Raw genomic sequence first — 16,772 nt, 5'->3', positions numbered from 1 at the left:
CCTTTGATTAAGGCCAGCTAAGCAGCTGAATGTGATGGTTTAAAGTATTGTTGCCCATAAATCGTGAACAACGAAACTAATAACGATAAGGCAATCATCGGCCAAGCTAAGCCGTGTAAATAGGTCGCTTTCAAGGCTGTGGTAGTTGGGTTAAAGAAGCTCATCAACTTTAAGTGATTCAACGCACTGACCGTGACTAATAGGCCAAAGAAACAGAGTTGACATAACAAGCCGCCATACGTGGAGAAGCGGTATTTATTAATAATTGCCAAATCAGGGTCGTTTTCATCATCCGTATAAACGCTCATATTAATGGCTGGATTTTCAAACCCGACATATAACGCAATTAATAATAACCCGATAGCATATAAGGCGGGGATAGTGGTCAAGGCGAGTAAGTGGCCGACGATTAATCCCGCCCGCGCATAATTTTTGGCCACGGCTTCAACTTTGTGAGCTAATGCCATGTATAAGGGCCGGCCCCCTTCAAAGCCGAGTAAGTATAAAGCAAATACGATGTACATCCCGGCTTTACCGAGAATGAAGTAGGCAAAGAAACTGTTAAATAGTAAGACGATACTAATTAAGAAGCCCCGGTTGACGATACGTAATTTGTTAGCCGGCATCGCTTTCCAGTCAGCAGCCAGTTCAATGTTTAATAAGACGATGGCTAAGACCACGATGCCTAAGACGTATGGCAAGGCAATCGTTAAACTGATTTTCCGTAATAAAGTTAATAATCCCATCGCAATAAAGAAAATAATGAAAATAGCAATACGCCAAAATTTCAAAGGATGGCGTTTAGCTTGCGCATGCTCGTCATAAAAAGCTAATGAGAATTGGTTCAATAGCCGACCGGCGGGTAAGGCCAAGATGAATAAAACGGCCAATAAGATAAAGGCTAAGCGATATTTCAAATCAAAAATAAAGTCGACAACGAACAGCAAGCCTAAAACGCCAAAGATTAACCAGTAGAGACGTTTTAGTTTGAAGTCAGTACTGGTGGTCAAATGAAGTTTGATTGTTAAGAAGTACGGCCAAATGTTGGCAGACGTATAACCGAGGCACAACCCCCCGATAATTAACCAGATGAGGTTACTGGTCACGCCATAAATCACGCTACCCACGATGCCTAACCATAAGCACATTAATAAGTACACGCTGGACTTTAAGTTTAGTCGTTTGGTGGTAAAGACGCTCGCCGCGCGGGCCACGTAAAAGACAATCATCCCAACTAAATAATTCACGCTATGTGTCTGTTGATATTTAAATAAAATTAAGACGTACGGTAGCATAATGCCAATGTTGGCTAAAAAGTTTAAATCTGCTATTGAAAAGTCTAAAAAGCTACTCCGCAATTTTTGCAATTCGAGTCACACATCCATTCTGTTAGTTTCGTTACTGTTAAGTATAGCAATTTAGATAGGGAATTGCTGTTAAAGTGATTAGGACGAAGTGATTGACTGAATAAATAATATGAAAGAAAAAAATTAATTATTTTTGAAAATGGCAGCTAAAACTGGTTAAACGAGTAGTTCTTAATCTAATGACCGTCGCGCATTAGCAGGCAGTATTGATCTATTGATATTACCTGTAGAACTTTTAGGTAGGGTTAAATGATGCTTGCCAAAAAGAACATATGTTCGTATAATGGGTGTATGAAAGGTTGGTGATCAGCATGCAAGAACATACTGTCCCACGGGATAAGTGGCTCTATAACGACCGTGGCATGATTAAGTGGATGGGGTGGTTGTTAAGTGACCATAGTGCCTATATGGAACAAGCGCAACACCAAGCCCAGCCGCGACCGAGTCAGCCCGTGATGGCATTATCGAAAATAAATGAAAATTTGCAATACGCCTGGGAACAAAGTCAAGCCGTCCTGGTCCAAGCGGCTAATTTAGAGAACAATCAGTTGGTTGCTGCGCTAAAAGGGTGGTTAGTGGGCTACGATGCCGGTCAAATCTATTTACAAACTGAAACCGGGCAAGTGTATGCACTGGTCATCAACCAACTACGTTACGTACAACCTTTGCCAGCTGAAAAGTGGTGGTTACATGGTGACACTCCTTGATGATGCCGACCGGTTACCGGTGCATGACATTATGTGTATCGACTGTAAGTCCTTTTATGCCAGCACGGAGGCCATTCGCCGTGGGGAATATCCGTTAGCGGCTAAAATCGCCGTGTTGTCACGCGAAGAATCTAACGGCGGCTTGATTTTAGCGGCTTCACCCGATACGAAGAAAGATTACGGCGTTAAATTAGGCACACGGAAATTTGAACTGCAGCCGATGATGGATATTGAATTGGTGGCCCCCCACATGCAAACTTATATTCAATTGAATTATCGAGTCAATCAAATTTTTCGTCAATTTACGGATGACCAACATTGGTACGTTTACAGTGTCGATGAAGCTTTTATCGATGTGACCCACAGTCACAAGTTGTTTGGCAGTAATGAAGCGATTGCGCATCAAATCCAAAAGAAAGTTTTTGACCAGACGGGCATCGTGACGACGATTGGAATTGGTCCGAATCCTTTAATGGCTAAATTAGCTTTAGATAACGCCGCCAAAGAACAGGCTCCCTGGCAAGCAACCTGGACTTATGACGATGTGCCCCAAAAGGTGTGGCAGATTGACGACTTGACCGATTTTTGGTCGATTGGACAAAAGACGGCTGATAAGTTGAAAAATCTCGGTATTCACAACATTTATGAACTGGCTCATACTGACCGCCGTCAATTGCAACAAAATTTCGGCGTCCTCGGCGATGCCTTGTATTTTCATAGTTGGGGCATCGATTATTCAGATTTGGCAAAACGGTATGTGCCACGAGCCGAAAATAAAGGTTACGGGAATAGCCAAGTGTTGATGCGAAACTATACCACGCGGGCTGATATTGAAACCGTCTTGTTTGAAATTGCGGACCAGGTCGCTACCCGGTTGCGGCAGCATCAAGTATTAGGCGAGGTCATTAGCATTCAAGTCGGCTTTGCAACGCCCGATGCCCGGGCCCGTCGTGGTTGGAGTGCCCAAACTAAAGTCGACCCGACGAACCAAACGAACGATTTGATTCGCGCGGTGCAATATTTATTTGAAAGTCGCTGGGAAGGCGATGCCTTGCGCAATGTTGGCGTTCGCGTCAATCGAATTAGTCGACCAAGCAGTTTGCAACTGTCTTTGTTTTCAGATGTTAAACGCGATGCCGCTAATTTACGTTTAGAACATACCATTGACCAAATTAGAAGTCGGTATGGTTATCAAGCTATCGTTCGTGGTTATAGTAAAACGGCTGCCGGGACGGCTATTGAGCGGTCTAAGTTGGTTGGCGGCCATCAAGCCTAAGGAGGAATTATGTTAGCAGAATCTAAAGCGTTAATAGCTAATTTGGATCGTTACTTTTTGCGACGTTACCAGTGGCGCTATCATATATTAATTGTTGATAATCACTTGTTTAATTGTTACAGCTTCTTTTTACAAGCACAGCGTGGGGGCGAACGTTTAATCCATAGTTATGATTTATTGGAGATTCCACATCGGGTGGCCTTGTATCAGGAGGTCTGTCACGATTTACAAGCGCACAGTGCGCTAAGCATTGAATATCGCGATACCCACCATTTAGTGCATCCTGGGGCGGATATCGTGCAGGATTTAGCCCATGGGCACTATAAAAATACGCATTACCATGATGCCCAAAACAGGAACTAATATGTAACATCTTACTTTAACTAAAACAAATCACCCCAAAACCAGCCACCAGCTAACCACATCGGCCCATCATTGACAAGCCTTAATCCGGTCATTTGCCAAATTCCTGAACACTTGTCCAAAAAGTGTGTGTTAACTAACACTCTGATTGAAACTGGTCTTCAGTGCTGAGGGCATCCTTTATATACTAAGGTCACTTAATCAAGTAAAGGATGATTTCAAATGACAACTATTAAAATTCACGTTTTGCATACTGGCTTAGTTAAAGTAGACGCCGGGTTACCATTCCATGATAAATTTCGTAATCCATTAGCGTACACCGGCATTTTACGGTCGCACGTCAATCAAGTGACATTACCCGTTTCCAGTTACTTAATCGAGCATCCTAAGGGACTTGTCTTGATTGATACAGGTTGGAATGAACTAGTGCGGCAAAGTCAATGGCGCGAACTAGGGTTACAGACACAAATCAACAAAGCTTATTTGCCAGCCGGTTGGTCCGTCCGCGAGCAATTACAACAATTGGGCTATCAACCAAGCGATATCGATTATTTAATGCTTAGTCATTTGCACAGTGACCATGCCAGTGGCTTGCCACTCGTTAAAGATGCGCAACATATTTTAACCAGTACCCCTGAATGGAACACCGCCCAACATGATCGGTTGCGCTATATTCCTAAAATGTGGCGAGGCGTAGACGTCCAGACATTCGATTTTGACCACACTGATTTAGGACCTTTTCATCGTTCATTTGACCTATTCGGTGACGGGTCCATGCAATTTATTTATGTGCCTGGTCACAGCCACGGCTTAGCGGCAACTTTAATTCAAGGTCACCAGGGTGAACAAGTCTTATTAGCGAGTGATACTGGTTATGCGCAAGAATCAATTGATCATTTATATACACCCGGAATTGTCGTTAACCGTACTCAAGCGTTGGAATCAGTAGCTTGGATTCAACAAAAGGCGAGTGAACCTCAGGTGATTGAAACTTTAACGAATCACGACCCAGCGATTCGACCACATACCATTACTTTGGCTTAACGACTAAAGTGGGTAGTATCAAATTAAAACTTTGATTCATGAATTGACTGACTTGTTCATCAATACCATGTTCTAAGGAGTAAGTAATATAAGTCATCGCATTGGTTGCATAGAGCGCTTGTAAATAAGGTAATGGTACGGTTAGCTTGCTATCTGGCAACTTAAATTTAGTGACACTAGTTTGTAAAATCTGGTTGAAGTTGACCGTTAAATCGGCCGTCGCACTATGAATTTTAAGTAACACTAAAATGGGCGCCCGGTATGGCAGCAAGGCCGTTACGAGCTTCGTTAATGATTCACTTTGCTGAAAGTCACGTTGGCGATTAGCCATAATCGTTTGGAATTGGTCAGTGTAAAGTGCCACTTGTTTTTCTAGCCAGTCATATTTATCTAAGTAATATTGATAAAATGTCGAGCGGCCAATTGTCGCATGTTTACAAATCATGGCGACTGAAAGCTTTTCAAACGGCATTTGGTCGAGTAGCGCGTAGCAAGTTTGATCAATTAACGCTAACGTCTTAACGACCCGTTGATCGGTATTTTTCATGGGAACCTCCTATGACCACTGTTGTAGTCGCGTTTTAATGATAGTAGTCAGAGCGCTTGGTACTTGGATAGGCTGGACATCTGGACCTAAAAAGAGTAACCAGTCAGCGGTTTGAGCTAAGACGCTGGCATCATCAACTGCGACGTAGTCTTGAAAGCGCGCCGTTTGTTGAAAAGGGTCTAAATATTGTAGCAACCGGTTGGGCCGATGAAGTCGTTTAAATTGTTGCACCGCATGCGGCCCTAATTGTAAAACTAAGTTAGGCTGTGGCTGGGCCGCCGTTAACTGTTGCTCGACTACGGTCATGTCCAACGGCGCTTCGTTAATGGCGACGGCGTGAATCGATGTTAACGACCACACATGGGACTGCTGTTGCGTCAAATCAAAGGTCATCACTTGCCATTGAGCATCTTGATTATATAAATATTGAATATATACATCATGGGTTTGGCCGGTAGTTAAGGTCAAGGTTAAGTGCCGACTGGCAATACTAGCATTAATCAAAGTTTTTAGTAATGGACTAGCTAAATCCGTCAACTCTAATAGGTCAGCATTAGCTGGATTCGTGTTTTCAAATCTAAGTAGTTGTTTCAGCTGTACTAAATCATCTTGTTGAGCCTGTGACGCAATTGCAAGTAATTTTTCAGTCATCGTCTGCCGATTTTGCAAAAAAGGGAGCTGTGTGTTAGTTGTTGCCATAAAACTCACGAATAAAGCCTTTAATTCGTCGGTATTGAATTGCACTGCCGGTAATAATTGATTGCGCATGACGGTGAAACCACCAGCCGCACCAACGTGTGAAATGAGCGGCATCCCTAATTCTTGAATATCGGCTAAGTCACGATTAGCGGTACTCCGCGAAATATCGAATTCCGCCATTAAATCACTAATCGTAAAACGTTGTCGATTGTTGATATAACGCATTTCTGTATTAATTCGAGTCGTTTTTTTCATTTTTATTTTCTAATCGTTTCAGTTTTTGACATGGTTCGCTCGTATCATAACATTATTCAATTCAAGGAGGAAACAAAAATGAACAATTACGAAATTACAACTAAAGCAGCTTTTACGGTATTAGGTATTGGGACGACATTAGCCGGCAGTTACCAAGAGTTACCCGCACAAAAGCAAGCATTCTGGACTAAGACAGTAACCACGCCGCGGTATCAAACATTACGGGATAACGCCCAAAATGCTTATGAATTTGCCGTGAACGAAGCGATTGATGGCAAGATGTATTACTACGCCGGGGTACAAACGGATATGCAACCTACTACTGACGAAGAACGCGCAATTCAATTTCCAGCTAGTGATTATTTAGTCGTTCAAGGTCAGGCGGATACGGCGCTTAATTTATTTGCTCAACTTGAAGGTGCGGCGTTTGGCCAAGTCTTACCAAGTTTAACTGATCAAGCCTATGTTGGTGGTCCCAACGCCACCGTTATTACGGCTAAAGCGCATGATCAAGTTACTGGTGAAATGTGGATTCCGTTAGCTCATAAGTAATAATATGGCATCAACTGGTAAATATTGCCAGTTGATGCTTTTTTCATGAAGAAAGTCGTCAACGGTTGAATTCCATAAAACGAGTACCGTATAATAGCACCGTGACCGGGGCTATTTAGTTCATTTTTAGTCGTCCGGAAGCGGTGTTGACTGTGATTGGACGGGCCTCATTAAAAATTAAGACTATCTTAACCCGAACATTGAATTGACTGTAAAACCGCCCTCTAACTAAAGGTTAGCAGAGCCTAAGCTAGGCGGTACGCTGGTTTGGCTCTTTGTTGGCGAGTAGTCCTGACTGTTGAACAGGCCAAAACGCTGGTTAGTTAAGGATTATAACCGTTCCCGTCATAATTCCGTCACAGAAAATTCACAAAAAATTCATAATTTTTCTTTATGATTATCCTAATAATTTGAAACATGAATGGAGTAATGTTGATATGATTTATGCTCAGATTTTAGCCGGTGGCAAAGGTACCCGGATGGGTAATGTGCCAATGCCCAAACAATTTTTATCATTGGCTGATAAACCGATTTTGATTCACACGATTGAAAAATTTGTGTTAGAAAGTCGTTTCGACGCCATCTTAGTTGTCTGCCCAGCCGACTGGTTGAGTCATACGCAAGATCTCGTTAGCAAGTACGTTTCTGACGAACGGGTCCACGTGGTTACCGGTGGTTCTGAACGGAATGAAACCTTAATGAAGGGGATCGAATACATTCGTGATAACTACGGCTTACATGATGATGATGTCGTTATCACCCATGACGCTGTGCGGCCATTTATTACGTCACGGATTATCAATGACAACATTGAGGCCGTCTTAGCTAACCCCGCCGTTGATACGGTCGTTCCGGCCATTGATACGATTGTGCAAGGAAGCGAAGAAAAGATTGACGATATTCCAGTTCGTTCAACAATGTACCAAGGCCAAACCCCACAAAGTTTTAACATCAAGACGTTAATTGAATCTTACGAAGCCTTAAGTGACGCGCAAAAAGAAACGTTATCAGACTCTTGCAAGATTTGTTTATTAGCTGGCCAACCTGTTAAGATGGTTCGCGGCGAAAACTTTAACTTCAAGATTACCACGCCATACGACTTACGGGTCGCAACTGCGTTAGTGGAAACGAGGTCTTAAGATGTTAAATCAAGTCTATCGGTTAGTAGCCGCCCGACAGTTTGAAGTTCAAACTGTCGCTGAAGAAGTTACGGCCAATGATATTGTGGTCCGGCCACGTTATTTGTCCGTTTGTCACGCTGACCAACGGTACTTTACCGGGTCACGGCCACAAGCAACGTTACGTCAAAAATTACCAATGGCCTTAATTCATGAAGGTGTCGGTGAAGTGGTAAATGACCCTAAGGGCGAATTCAAGCCTGGGACATTAGTCGCCATGATTCCAAATACCCCTAGTGAAACTGATCCCATTATTAAAGAAAATTATTTACCAACCTCAAAATTCCGTTCGAGCGGCTTTGATGGGTTCATGCAAGAATTCGTCGTGTTACGCCGTGACCGCGTCATTGAAGTTCCGGCCGATTTCGACCATGAAATGTCAGCTTTTATCGAAATGGTTTCGGTTGGGGTGCATGGCTTAACTGCTTTGGCAGACACTATGGACGCCGACAAAACTACCATTGGGATTTGGGGTGATGGTAACTTAGGTTATATTACGGCGACGTTAGTTAAACAACTATTCCCAGAAAGTCAATTAATGATTTTTGGACGTCACCAATCAAAACTCGATTATTTCTCATTTGCGGATAAAACTTATTTAGTTGATGATATTCCCGCTGATTTGAAAGTGAGCCAAGCAGTTGAATGTACGGGTGGCCGTGGGAGTGAACAAGCGATTGCTCAAATCATTCAACACATCAAACCAATGGGTACTGCCATTTTAATGGGGGTCTCTGAAGACCCTGTCGGCATCGATACACGCTCCGTTTTAGCGGAAGGATTAACTTTACGCGGAACGAGTCGTAGTGGTCGGGTTGACTTTGAAAAGGCATTGGATATCTTGACTAAGAGTCCAGTAACCCGTGAACGATTACAAAACTTAGTCGGCTTGACCCGCAAAGTCAGCACCATTCAAGATATCATTGATTTCTTTGAAGGCGATTTGACGAACTATTGGGGCAAGGCGGTGATGGAGTGGGACGTTTAAAAACTATTAAGCTTTCATTATTGCATGGAAGTTTTAATCTTTTTTATCAGGCCTGCTACCACTTGGGTGGCCCGCGGAAACGACGGGTCACTTTTGCCACTATGCGCAGTGCCAAATTAAACGATAATCTAGCCGCGTTACGTCGCGAATTTGTACGTGACGGCACGACGGATATTCGTGAGTTTTGTTACCATTATGATCGCTCAAGTAAATTGGGCTTTTTGTGGGCCTCGATTAAAGCCCTCAATGCCTTAGCGCATTCTGAGCTATTTATCGTTGACGACTATTTTTTTCCGTTATATGCCATTAATAAGCACGCGGATAATCAAGTCGTCCAAATGTGGCATGCGATTGGCTCTTTGAAAAAGTTCGGTTTAAGTTTACCGCATGCGGACCAAAGTGTTCTGAAACCCCACACGAACTATGACTGGGTGTTCATTAATGCGGAAAATGACAAACCGGCGTATGCGGACGCCTTTGATATTGATCCGGACCATATTTTAGCGACGGGCGAACCAATGATGGATCGGTTAATGACGACCCAACCGGAAAATCATCCGGGGCCGAAGCGCTTATTGTATTCACCAACTTATCGGCCGGGTGCCGATGGTGAGGCGCAAGTGTTAAACTATGTACAGGACTTTATTAAAGCGAGTCAACAATTACGACCAACTTGGGATATTTATATTTCCTTACATCCGTATTTGAAATTACCGTCACTGAGCTTACCAAGCAATGTGCACGTCTTCCAAGACGCCGAACGGGTTAAGACGATTATGCCGTCTATGGATTTATTTATAACTGATTATTCATCGCTATCATTGAATTTTAGTTATTTTGAACGGCCAATCTTATTGTTTACGCCCGATTATGACGCTTACATGGCTGACTGCGGGTTTTATGTTGATTACTATCAATATTTAGGCGCGCCGCACTTCGATACGGTGGCCAACTTAGTCACGTATATCAATCAGCAAGTACCGACGATGGATTTGGATTATGTCAAGGCCTTAAAAGCCAAGACATTTCCTCATCAAGATGGTCGCAATGCCCAACGAGTCTTTCAACATCTCATCAAATTACTCTAATTATTAGCGGGGAGCGCAAGAAGCTATGTTACAACGAATTAAACGCGTCGCGCGACGGATTGTGTACGGTCGGCAGCAGCCAACGCACACCGTGACGCCCGTCGCTGGGGTGACCCCAGACGACGAAAATATGAGCTCATTAAAGTATTTAAATGAGCCCCGGCTAGATAATGAAGCCGAATCACTAATCAAACGTCAAGTTAAGAGCTTGGAATTCAACAGTTCTTATCTGACGATTGAAGGGCAAGCATATTTTGAAAAATATCCTGAAGCTGATAGCGAACGGATTATTAAAAGTTTGATTTTGGTAGGCGACCAAGGTGAAGAATTTGAAGTACCTTTGGTCAACACCGCCATTAAAAATGAAAAGTTTCCGGAAGCCGGTTATCGTGGTGCCGTTAACTTTTCAACCTTAAGCGCCGGTAAGCCTTTGATTCCTGGGACTTATCAAGTCAAACTTCAATTAAAACAATATTTGGAAAAAGGTTGGTTAATTCGCCGGACAACGGTCGGAAAAATCATGGACGCGGACCAAGACTTAAACTATACGACTAAGATGACGAGTTATTCTGCGAAGAGTAACAAATCTTACAGTTTGATTTTCCGCTATAGCTTGGCAGCACAAGACTTAAAAGTTACGTCATACAAGTTAAGTGAAATCAATCCGTTGGAAAATGAATTCTCCGACGATACGGGCTTAGATACGGCCGCTATGCGCGCCTTAAAGCGGCGGGCTTTAAAAGTCTGGTATCACTGGTATTGCTTATCACCAATCAAGAAGAAACAAATCTCATTTGTTTCCGACAGTCGGGTTACCATTTCCGGGAACTTTGAATTTATTTATCAAGAATTGAAACGTCGTCATACGGACTTTAAGATTTCATTTTATTTGAAGCCAAGTATTAAGACGAAAAAGACTTGGAAAGAAGTTCGGACCTTAGCTAAGGCATTGGCGACAAGTCGTTACGTGATCTTAGATGACTTTTATCCGTTAGTTTATCCGCTCCACATTCGTGAAAATGCCGACTTGATTCAAGTTTGGCATGCTGTGGGGGCCTTTAAAACATTCGGTTACAGTCGTTTAGGCATGCCCGGTGGTCCTAAGATTACTTCTTTGAATCACCGTAACTATACGCGCGCGTTAGTGTCATCGCATAATATTGCCGACAAGTACGCTGAAGGTTTTGGGATTGCGGCCGATAAGGTGGAACCCCTTGGGATTCCGCGGACGGATATTTTCTTTGATGAACCGAAGAAAAAAGAAATTCGCGAACGCTTAGAAGAAGAACTGCCATTCATCAAGGGCAAAAAAGTGATTTTATTTGCCCCAACTTTCCGTGGGAACGGCCAACAATCGGCCTACTATCCATTCGAAATGTTGAACTTCAAAGAAATTTATGAAGCTTTGCATGAAGATTATGTCTTCTTACTCAAGATTCATCCGTTCGTGCAAAACAAACCTACGTTACCATATGAATATTCTGATTTTTATTATGATGTTTCCGACTATCGCGAAATCAATGATTTGTTATTAGTCGCTGACCAATTAATTACCGATTATTCATCCGTTTGTTTCGAATATGCGTTGCTGAAACGGCCAATGATTTTCTTTGCACCGGATTTAGCTGATTACATGCAATCACGGAGTTTCTACTTCAACTACTTCGACTTTATTCCGGGTAGTTTAGCTGAAAACACGACCGACTTGATTAGCCAAATGGAACATCCACAGTTAGATCAAGCTAAACTTGACGGTTTCGTGAACTTCTTCTTTGATGATTTAGACGGTAAAGCAACTTCACGTTTCGTTGACGCCTTGGAAAACAATTTTGAAGATCCAGACGCTGAAGAACTTGAAGATACTGACGGTCCAGAACTCAGTGAAGATGGGAAGATTATTCCATCATGGGGTAAAAAAACACCGCAAGCTTAACAGCTAAAAAAGCATGTCGTCGTGACGTGCTTTTTTGTTACTGAAAGGAGTATCAACTTTGAAAACGACAACCCGCAAATTAACAACGGCCGACGTGACCGCCTTACAACAGATTAGTATTGAAACTTTTACCGATACTTTTGGTGCGCAAAACACCGCCGCTAACATGGCGGACTACTTAGCGACCGCCTACGATTTACCAAAATTAACGGCCGAACTCGCTAATCCTGATTCCCGATTTTATTTCGTAGAACACGACCAAACACCAGTTGGCTATTTAAAACTGAATGTTAATGACGCGCAGTCAGAAGCAATGGGGCCCGCAGCTTTAGAAGTGGAACGGATTTATATTCGGTCAGCTTTTAAGCATCAGGGACTAGGGAGTGCCTTTATTCAACAAGCGATTGAGCTTGCTCATCAAGACCACAAAACAAAGATTTGGTTGGGGGTTTGGGAACACAATGAACCGGCCAAAAAGTTCTACGAGAAGTGGGGCTTTCAACAATTTAGTGCCCACACATTCACGATGGGGACTGATCCGCAAACCGATTTATTAATGGTCAAAGACTTAACCGACTAATTCAAACCTACTAAGAGTGGGCCAAAAGGCGGAACAAACTGCTGTTGACGCACGTTTCGACAATAAAAATGATAACAACAAAATTGGTGCCTGATGAAAGTTAACTTTCATCGGGCACCAATTTTTGAGTTATTTCTCAGTCTTCTTTTGGTGTTTTAGGCATCGGATTTCTGCCAATGTAGCCACATGATATAACCCGCGTACGCTAATAGCTGTATGACTAAGACGCCAGTCCAGACTTGCCAAGCCGCATTAACGACGGCAAAGTCGCTGAATAGTGAGATCAACACAAACCAATTAGCCCCGAATAACCACCAGCGCCAAACTTGTAATGGTGGCAATAACCACCAATGCGGTGTTTGAATCATCGTGATGACCGCTGGCAGATAGCGTGTCGCGATTAATAATAGGGGCATCAGCGCACTTTCACCAACCGCCACCCAAGTATTTTGAGTGGCCACTTGATTCCAAGCATTCGGCAGCCAGCCAAAATGCACCGGCACTGCTGGCAATAACTGTCCGCGTAACAAATAGACTAATAATGGTTGGCCCAACAAAAGTCCGACGAAGAACCACGTCCTTTTTTGCATCAACTCACGTCCTTTGGCTGAATAATTGACTCAAGCTTAACAATCGTTAACTAGCATAGACTAGCACGTTTGTGTAAATTCCAGGTAAATAATGCGTAAATTAATTGGGCCCGATAGTTTACTATGCTTTCACTGCCTAAATAATAGGTGCCAGGACTCGCGCCGCCTATAATTGATTTCAAAATTAGGTTGACTTAGGGGGTCTGACATATGCAAGTCATCGCGAATACTGCTATTACGATTTCAAGTTTGTTTTATTTATATTTTTTGGTCAATATTTTCTTAATTAATCATTACCGTGAACCGGTGCGCGCTTTAACGAAAGGGCCCCAGCAATTTCGCCTATTTCTAATCATTCCGGTTTTGAATGAAGCCCACATCGTCACGCACACGATTAACCATTTATCAGCTGAGATTGCTAATTTGCCCAGTACGGTGCAAGCCGAAATTGTGGCCGTGGATGACGACTCTAGTGACAAAAGTTTAGCGGCACTGGCCCAATCATCGTCACCTTATTTACAAGTGTTGCATCGGGCCGGCAACGCCAAACAGGGTAAAGGGGCCGTCATTAACACCGCAGTCCAATATTTAGAAAACACCTTAGCGAAGACTGCTGATCCGCAGCGGACTTTAATTGGTATCCTAGACGCCGACGCTTTTATGACGACCACTGACTTAATTCAAGTCGTGGCCAACTTTGAACAAGATGATAAAATCATGATGGTTCAGACCGGTGTGAGTATTTATAACCAGAATAACTGGTTGACCCGCATGCAAAACTTTGAATTTATGTGCGTTAACAATTCTACCCAACAGTTGCGTGACCGTTTAGGACAAGGAATCGCATCGGGTAACGGCCAATTCGTGCGCCTGACTTTAGCTCAAAGAAATCAGTGGGGTAACAGTTTACTAGAAGATCTCGAATTTACCTTGCGGACTTGGTTGTTAGGGGGGCGCGTGGTTTTTACCCATGGGATGGTCGTGGAACAAGAAGCGGTTGAAAGCTTACGGCCATTCATCAAACAACGAATTCGCTGGTGCCAAGGGGCCTTGCAATGCATGACCTATCTACCAGCACTGTGGCGGTCGCGCGACGTGAATGCTTTTCAAAAATTCGACACGACCTTTTGGGTCTTGATGCCCATTACCGGCTGCATCGTACCGCTGACGAGTGTCTGGGCCTTTGCAACAATGGTGACGCGGAGCTTAGCGACTTGGCAGAGTGGCTGGCACCATCTCGCATTGTTAGCGGTCATTTTAATAGCGCTTGCAACTTGCTGGCTGTTTGCCAACTTGTATCAGCGTAATTATGCTGATATCCAAAAGCCGGTCGCTTTTTGGCCAACTTTTATCGACAGTTTAAGCTTTCAAGGCTACTTGCTGATTATTAGTATTACCCCGTACGCCGCCATCTATCGCCAACTCATTGGTCAAACGAGCTGGATTAAGACGCGCCATCAAGCCATGACTGTCTCACTGTACTCGCATCTTTTGCACAGGAGGGGCCAACATGCTTAAACGAGTTTTGATTAAGAGCCTTCAAGCCGCTACATTAAGTGTTGCAGTAGGGCTTTTAGGCTGGATGCTCTTGGCCTTAGCCGAATATGAAGCGCACCTGACCATGACGACTAACGGCTTAGCAGTTGCTAGCGCCGGGTTGAGTTTATTAGGCCTCATCTTGTTGATTGTTGGGGCTAGTTATTGGTTAAGTCATCGGGGAACCCGCGCGGTGTGCTTGGTTTTTAGCGGCTTGACCAGCTTGAAATTTTTGGCCATCGCCTGGTTAAAAATTGCACCAACTTCAGATTTTTGGAACTATCACGCGTTAGCCGCTTTTAGTGCGCAAGGGATGACTTGGCACCAAATGTGGACGCGCGGCTTACTTGGAAATTATGTCATTTTTCCACACTCACTTAATATTGCCAATTTTTTTAGTCTAATTACCGCCTTTCTCGGGGCCAACTTTTTTATTAGTCAATTAACGAATGTCTTATGTACTTTACTCGACATGTGGCTAATTTATTGGTTAGGGGCGCGGTGGTTGTCACGGCAAATGGGGTTAATTGCTAGCTTAATCTTTTATTGTATCCCGGCGTATTGGCTCTATAGTACTTTACTGAACGGGGCCGAACCGCTATTCGTCACGTTCGTATTGCTGACGTTGCTAGCGCTTACTAAGGCATTGCAACCGGCCATAACGGCTGCTCCCAATGATCCCTGGCTTAACTTGTGTTTGGCGTTAATTGCGACCTTAGCTGCTAATATGCTGCGACCAATTATGACGGTGTGGTTAATTGCCGTACTACTATTTACCGGGGTCCACTGGTTGCAAACATTTCCACGAAAGACTACCAAACGTTTATGGTTATACTTAGGGGGGGCCATGCTATTATTGACGAGTTCTGCCGGTTTGAATAACTGGCTATATGGGATTCAGTTGGCACCGAGTAACGTTGAGACGACGTACAGCTTAGCCACGGGAACCAACGTGGCCACGCAAGGGACCTATAACGCTAAAATTATGGGCCAAGTCACCCATCAATTAAAAGTAAACCCGACACCGGCCAAAGCCTATTCAAAATTAGCCCAGCAATTAACCCAAGATACCCAGCTAAACGTTCAGCAATTGCAGCAACAACATCGCTGGTTTAGCTTCATTGATGATAAAATGCAACAGTTACTAGGGCCAGACTACGGTTATAATTGGGTCTTATATAACTTACAATCACGGCGGACCGGGAATACTTGGTATCGACTCCGCTATTTTGTAATAACGCTCTCGGCGGCTTATTTCGGATTAATGTTAATTGCGGCCCTCATTGCGAGTGTGCTGGGCCTACGACAGCTGACCAAACCGCATTTTTTAAATCAGTATTTTTTCATGAGTGCTTTATTGTTTGATGGCTTTACGCTCAGTAACCTTATCTTGGAAGTTCAGGGGCGCTATCACGTTATTATCTATTTACCGCTGATTGCACTGATCATTTGCGGAATTGCGGCCTTGAAGATACGCTATCATCAATCAGAAGACGTTTGATTTGGCAACCCAGGGAGCCGCATTATATGATATGTTTAAATCAATGGGATACCCACGCTATTATTGATTCAAATGACGGTGGGAGTAGGTGAGCTAATGATTAAATTTGCATCGGTTAAGCCAACTGAATTAAATGCGTATTTAGGCACACTCTTTGCCCAACAGTTGGCTGAGCAAGTAGGAGATTACTCGCGCGCAGTTGGCGAGGTGATTGGGATTGGGGCCTTTGACCGCGATAAGTTAATTGGTGGGCTATTAATGACACGTCGGTATGACCATCTATATATCAATCGATTAGCCTTAGCGTCAACTTATCGGCACCAACGGCTCGGTACACAACTAATTACCGCGGCTGAAGCGTGGGCTCGCGACCATCAAATTATCAATATCACGTTATCGACGCGTGATTATCAAGCAGTGGGTTTCTATCAAAAGTGTGGTTACCAAGTTTATGGTCAAATTGCCGACTTGCCATTTGCGGGAGTCACGACGTTTTATTTTGTTAAACGCTTAAATTGGTAGATTGTAAAATTAATCCGAACGCTGTTCGGACAAAAAAGATCAGCTT

General features: G+C 43.5%; 17 protein-coding genes. 13 read left to right on the top strand and 4 right to left on the bottom strand.

Features of this window, described 5'->3' with window-relative positions:
- Window positions 1-17 precede the first annotated feature (17 nt).
- On the bottom strand, window positions 18-1,367 hold the full coding sequence (locus DY78_RS03905) for a hypothetical protein (RefSeq protein WP_024625803.1): 1,350 nt from the start codon (window positions 1,365-1,367) through the stop codon (window positions 18-20).
- Between the two features lie 311 nt (window positions 1,368-1,678).
- On the opposite strand from DY78_RS03905, the gene DY78_RS03900 reads away from it, so the two are divergent.
- The 4 genes from DY78_RS03900 (at window position 1,679) to DY78_RS03885 (ending at window position 4,757) form a co-directional block, all read left to right on the top strand.
- Window positions 1,679-2,074: a hypothetical protein gene (locus DY78_RS03900; RefSeq protein WP_024625804.1), complete on the top strand. Its 396-nt coding sequence runs from the start codon at window positions 1,679-1,681 to the stop codon at window positions 2,072-2,074.
- Window positions 2,058-3,350, top strand: a complete 1,293-nt coding sequence (locus DY78_RS03895) for a Y-family DNA polymerase (RefSeq protein WP_024625805.1) — start codon at window positions 2,058-2,060, stop codon at window positions 3,348-3,350. The genes DY78_RS03900 and DY78_RS03895 overlap by 17 nt, the downstream gene beginning before the upstream one ends.
- A 9-nt stretch (window positions 3,351-3,359) precedes the next feature.
- A complete protein-coding gene (locus DY78_RS03890; RefSeq protein WP_024625806.1) occupies window positions 3,360-3,713 on the top strand; it encodes a hypothetical protein in 354 nt (117 codons plus the stop codon).
- Window positions 3,714-3,935: 222 nt separating this feature from the next.
- Entirely contained in the window at window positions 3,936-4,757 is an 822-nt protein-coding gene (locus DY78_RS03885) for an N-acyl homoserine lactonase family protein (RefSeq protein ID WP_024625807.1), read from the top strand.
- Here DY78_RS03885 and DY78_RS03880 read toward each other — a convergent pair.
- The gene (locus DY78_RS03880; RefSeq protein ID WP_024625808.1) at window positions 4,744-5,304 is read right to left on the bottom strand and encodes a TetR/AcrR family transcriptional regulator; all 561 of its coding nucleotides are present in this window, start codon (window positions 5,302-5,304) and stop codon (window positions 4,744-4,746) included. The genes DY78_RS03885 and DY78_RS03880 overlap by 14 nt on opposite strands.
- A gap of 9 nt (window positions 5,305-5,313) precedes the next feature.
- Entirely contained in the window at window positions 5,314-6,258 is a 945-nt protein-coding gene (locus DY78_RS03875; protein ID WP_024625809.1) for a helix-turn-helix transcriptional regulator, read from the bottom strand.
- Between the two features lie 78 nt (window positions 6,259-6,336).
- Between DY78_RS03875 and DY78_RS03870 the strand changes: the two genes are divergently transcribed.
- From DY78_RS03870 to DY78_RS03845, 6 genes are all read left to right on the top strand, one after another.
- Window positions 6,337-6,810, top strand: a complete 474-nt coding sequence (locus DY78_RS03870; protein ID WP_024625810.1) for an effector binding domain-containing protein — start codon at window positions 6,337-6,339, stop codon at window positions 6,808-6,810.
- Between the two features lie 437 nt (window positions 6,811-7,247).
- On the top strand, window positions 7,248-7,949 hold the full coding sequence (locus DY78_RS03865) for an IspD/TarI family cytidylyltransferase (protein WP_024625811.1): 702 nt from the start codon (window positions 7,248-7,250) through the stop codon (window positions 7,947-7,949).
- A gap of 1 nt (window position 7,950) precedes the next feature.
- Window positions 7,951-8,976, top strand: coding sequence for a ribitol-5-phosphate dehydrogenase (locus DY78_RS03860; RefSeq protein WP_024625812.1), 1,026 nt, complete (start codon window positions 7,951-7,953; stop codon window positions 8,974-8,976).
- On the top strand, window positions 8,964-10,064 hold the full coding sequence (locus DY78_RS03855) for a CDP-glycerol glycerophosphotransferase family protein (protein ID WP_024625813.1): 1,101 nt from the start codon (window positions 8,964-8,966) through the stop codon (window positions 10,062-10,064). Before DY78_RS03860 ends, DY78_RS03855 begins: the two co-directional genes overlap by 13 nt.
- A gap of 25 nt (window positions 10,065-10,089) precedes the next feature.
- Window positions 10,090-11,997, top strand: coding sequence for a CDP-glycerol glycerophosphotransferase family protein (locus tag DY78_RS03850; RefSeq protein ID WP_024625814.1), 1,908 nt, complete (start codon window positions 10,090-10,092; stop codon window positions 11,995-11,997).
- A 58-nt stretch (window positions 11,998-12,055) separates the two neighbouring features.
- Entirely contained in the window at window positions 12,056-12,577 is a 522-nt protein-coding gene (locus DY78_RS03845; protein ID WP_024625815.1) for a GNAT family N-acetyltransferase, read from the top strand.
- Window positions 12,578-12,732: 155 nt separating this feature from the next.
- Here DY78_RS03845 and DY78_RS03840 read toward each other — a convergent pair whose 3' ends face one another.
- Window positions 12,733-13,167, bottom strand: a complete 435-nt coding sequence (locus DY78_RS03840) for a hypothetical protein (RefSeq protein ID WP_024625816.1) — start codon at window positions 13,165-13,167, stop codon at window positions 12,733-12,735.
- A 210-nt stretch (window positions 13,168-13,377) separates the two neighbouring features.
- Here DY78_RS03840 and DY78_RS03835 point away from each other — a divergent pair, with 210 nt between their 5' ends.
- The 3 genes from DY78_RS03835 (at window position 13,378) to DY78_RS03825 (ending at window position 16,726) form a co-directional block, all read left to right on the top strand.
- Entirely contained in the window at window positions 13,378-14,685 is a 1,308-nt protein-coding gene (locus DY78_RS03835; RefSeq protein WP_024625817.1) for a glycosyltransferase family 2 protein, read from the top strand.
- Entirely contained in the window at window positions 14,678-16,204 is a 1,527-nt protein-coding gene (locus tag DY78_RS03830; RefSeq protein WP_024625818.1) for a glycosyltransferase family 39 protein, read from the top strand. Before DY78_RS03835 ends, DY78_RS03830 begins: the two co-directional genes overlap by 8 nt.
- Before the next feature lie 96 nt (window positions 16,205-16,300).
- On the top strand, window positions 16,301-16,726 hold the full coding sequence (locus DY78_RS03825) for a GNAT family N-acetyltransferase (RefSeq protein ID WP_024625819.1): 426 nt from the start codon (window positions 16,301-16,303) through the stop codon (window positions 16,724-16,726).
- The last annotated feature ends 46 nt before the right edge of the window (window positions 16,727-16,772 follow it).

It is taken from the genome of Lactiplantibacillus fabifermentans DSM 21115, assembly GCF_000498955.2.
GTDB lineage: Bacteria > Bacillota > Bacilli > Lactobacillales > Lactobacillaceae > Lactiplantibacillus > Lactiplantibacillus fabifermentans.
Note: the sequence above shows the minus strand (reverse complement) of the source record. Positions and strands in the feature narration are given on the sequence as shown.

Bases quoted from the DNA above. Each gene is read 5' to 3' on its own strand.
- DY78_RS03880 (WP_024625808.1), bottom strand. From the start codon at position 5,304: ATGAAAAATACCGATCAACGGGTCGTTAAGACGTTAGCGTTAATTGAT.
- DY78_RS03900 (WP_024625804.1), top strand. From the start codon at position 1,679: ATGCAAGAACATACTGTCCCACGGGATAAGTGGCTCTATAACGACCGT.
- DY78_RS03870 (WP_024625810.1), top strand. From the start codon at position 6,337: ATGAACAATTACGAAATTACAACTAAAGCAGCTTTTACGGTATTAGGT.
- DY78_RS03825 (WP_024625819.1), top strand. From the start codon at position 16,301: ATGATTAAATTTGCATCGGTTAAGCCAACTGAATTAAATGCGTATTTA.
- DY78_RS03830 (WP_024625818.1), top strand. From the start codon at position 14,678: ATGCTTAAACGAGTTTTGATTAAGAGCCTTCAAGCCGCTACATTAAGT.
- DY78_RS03835 (WP_024625817.1), top strand. From the start codon at position 13,378: ATGCAAGTCATCGCGAATACTGCTATTACGATTTCAAGTTTGTTTTAT.
- DY78_RS03890 (WP_024625806.1), top strand. From the start codon at position 3,360: ATGTTAGCAGAATCTAAAGCGTTAATAGCTAATTTGGATCGTTACTTT.
- DY78_RS03865 (WP_024625811.1), top strand. From the start codon at position 7,248: ATGATTTATGCTCAGATTTTAGCCGGTGGCAAAGGTACCCGGATGGGT.
- DY78_RS03885 (WP_024625807.1), top strand. From the start codon at position 3,936: ATGACAACTATTAAAATTCACGTTTTGCATACTGGCTTAGTTAAAGTA.
- DY78_RS03895 (WP_024625805.1), top strand. From the start codon at position 2,058: ATGGTGACACTCCTTGATGATGCCGACCGGTTACCGGTGCATGACATT.
- DY78_RS03875 (WP_024625809.1), bottom strand. From the start codon at position 6,258: ATGAAAAAAACGACTCGAATTAATACAGAAATGCGTTATATCAACAAT.
- DY78_RS03840 (WP_024625816.1), bottom strand. From the start codon at position 13,167: ATGCAAAAAAGGACGTGGTTCTTCGTCGGACTTTTGTTGGGCCAACCA.
- DY78_RS03860 (WP_024625812.1), top strand. From the start codon at position 7,951: ATGTTAAATCAAGTCTATCGGTTAGTAGCCGCCCGACAGTTTGAAGTT.
- DY78_RS03850 (WP_024625814.1), top strand. From the start codon at position 10,090: ATGTTACAACGAATTAAACGCGTCGCGCGACGGATTGTGTACGGTCGG.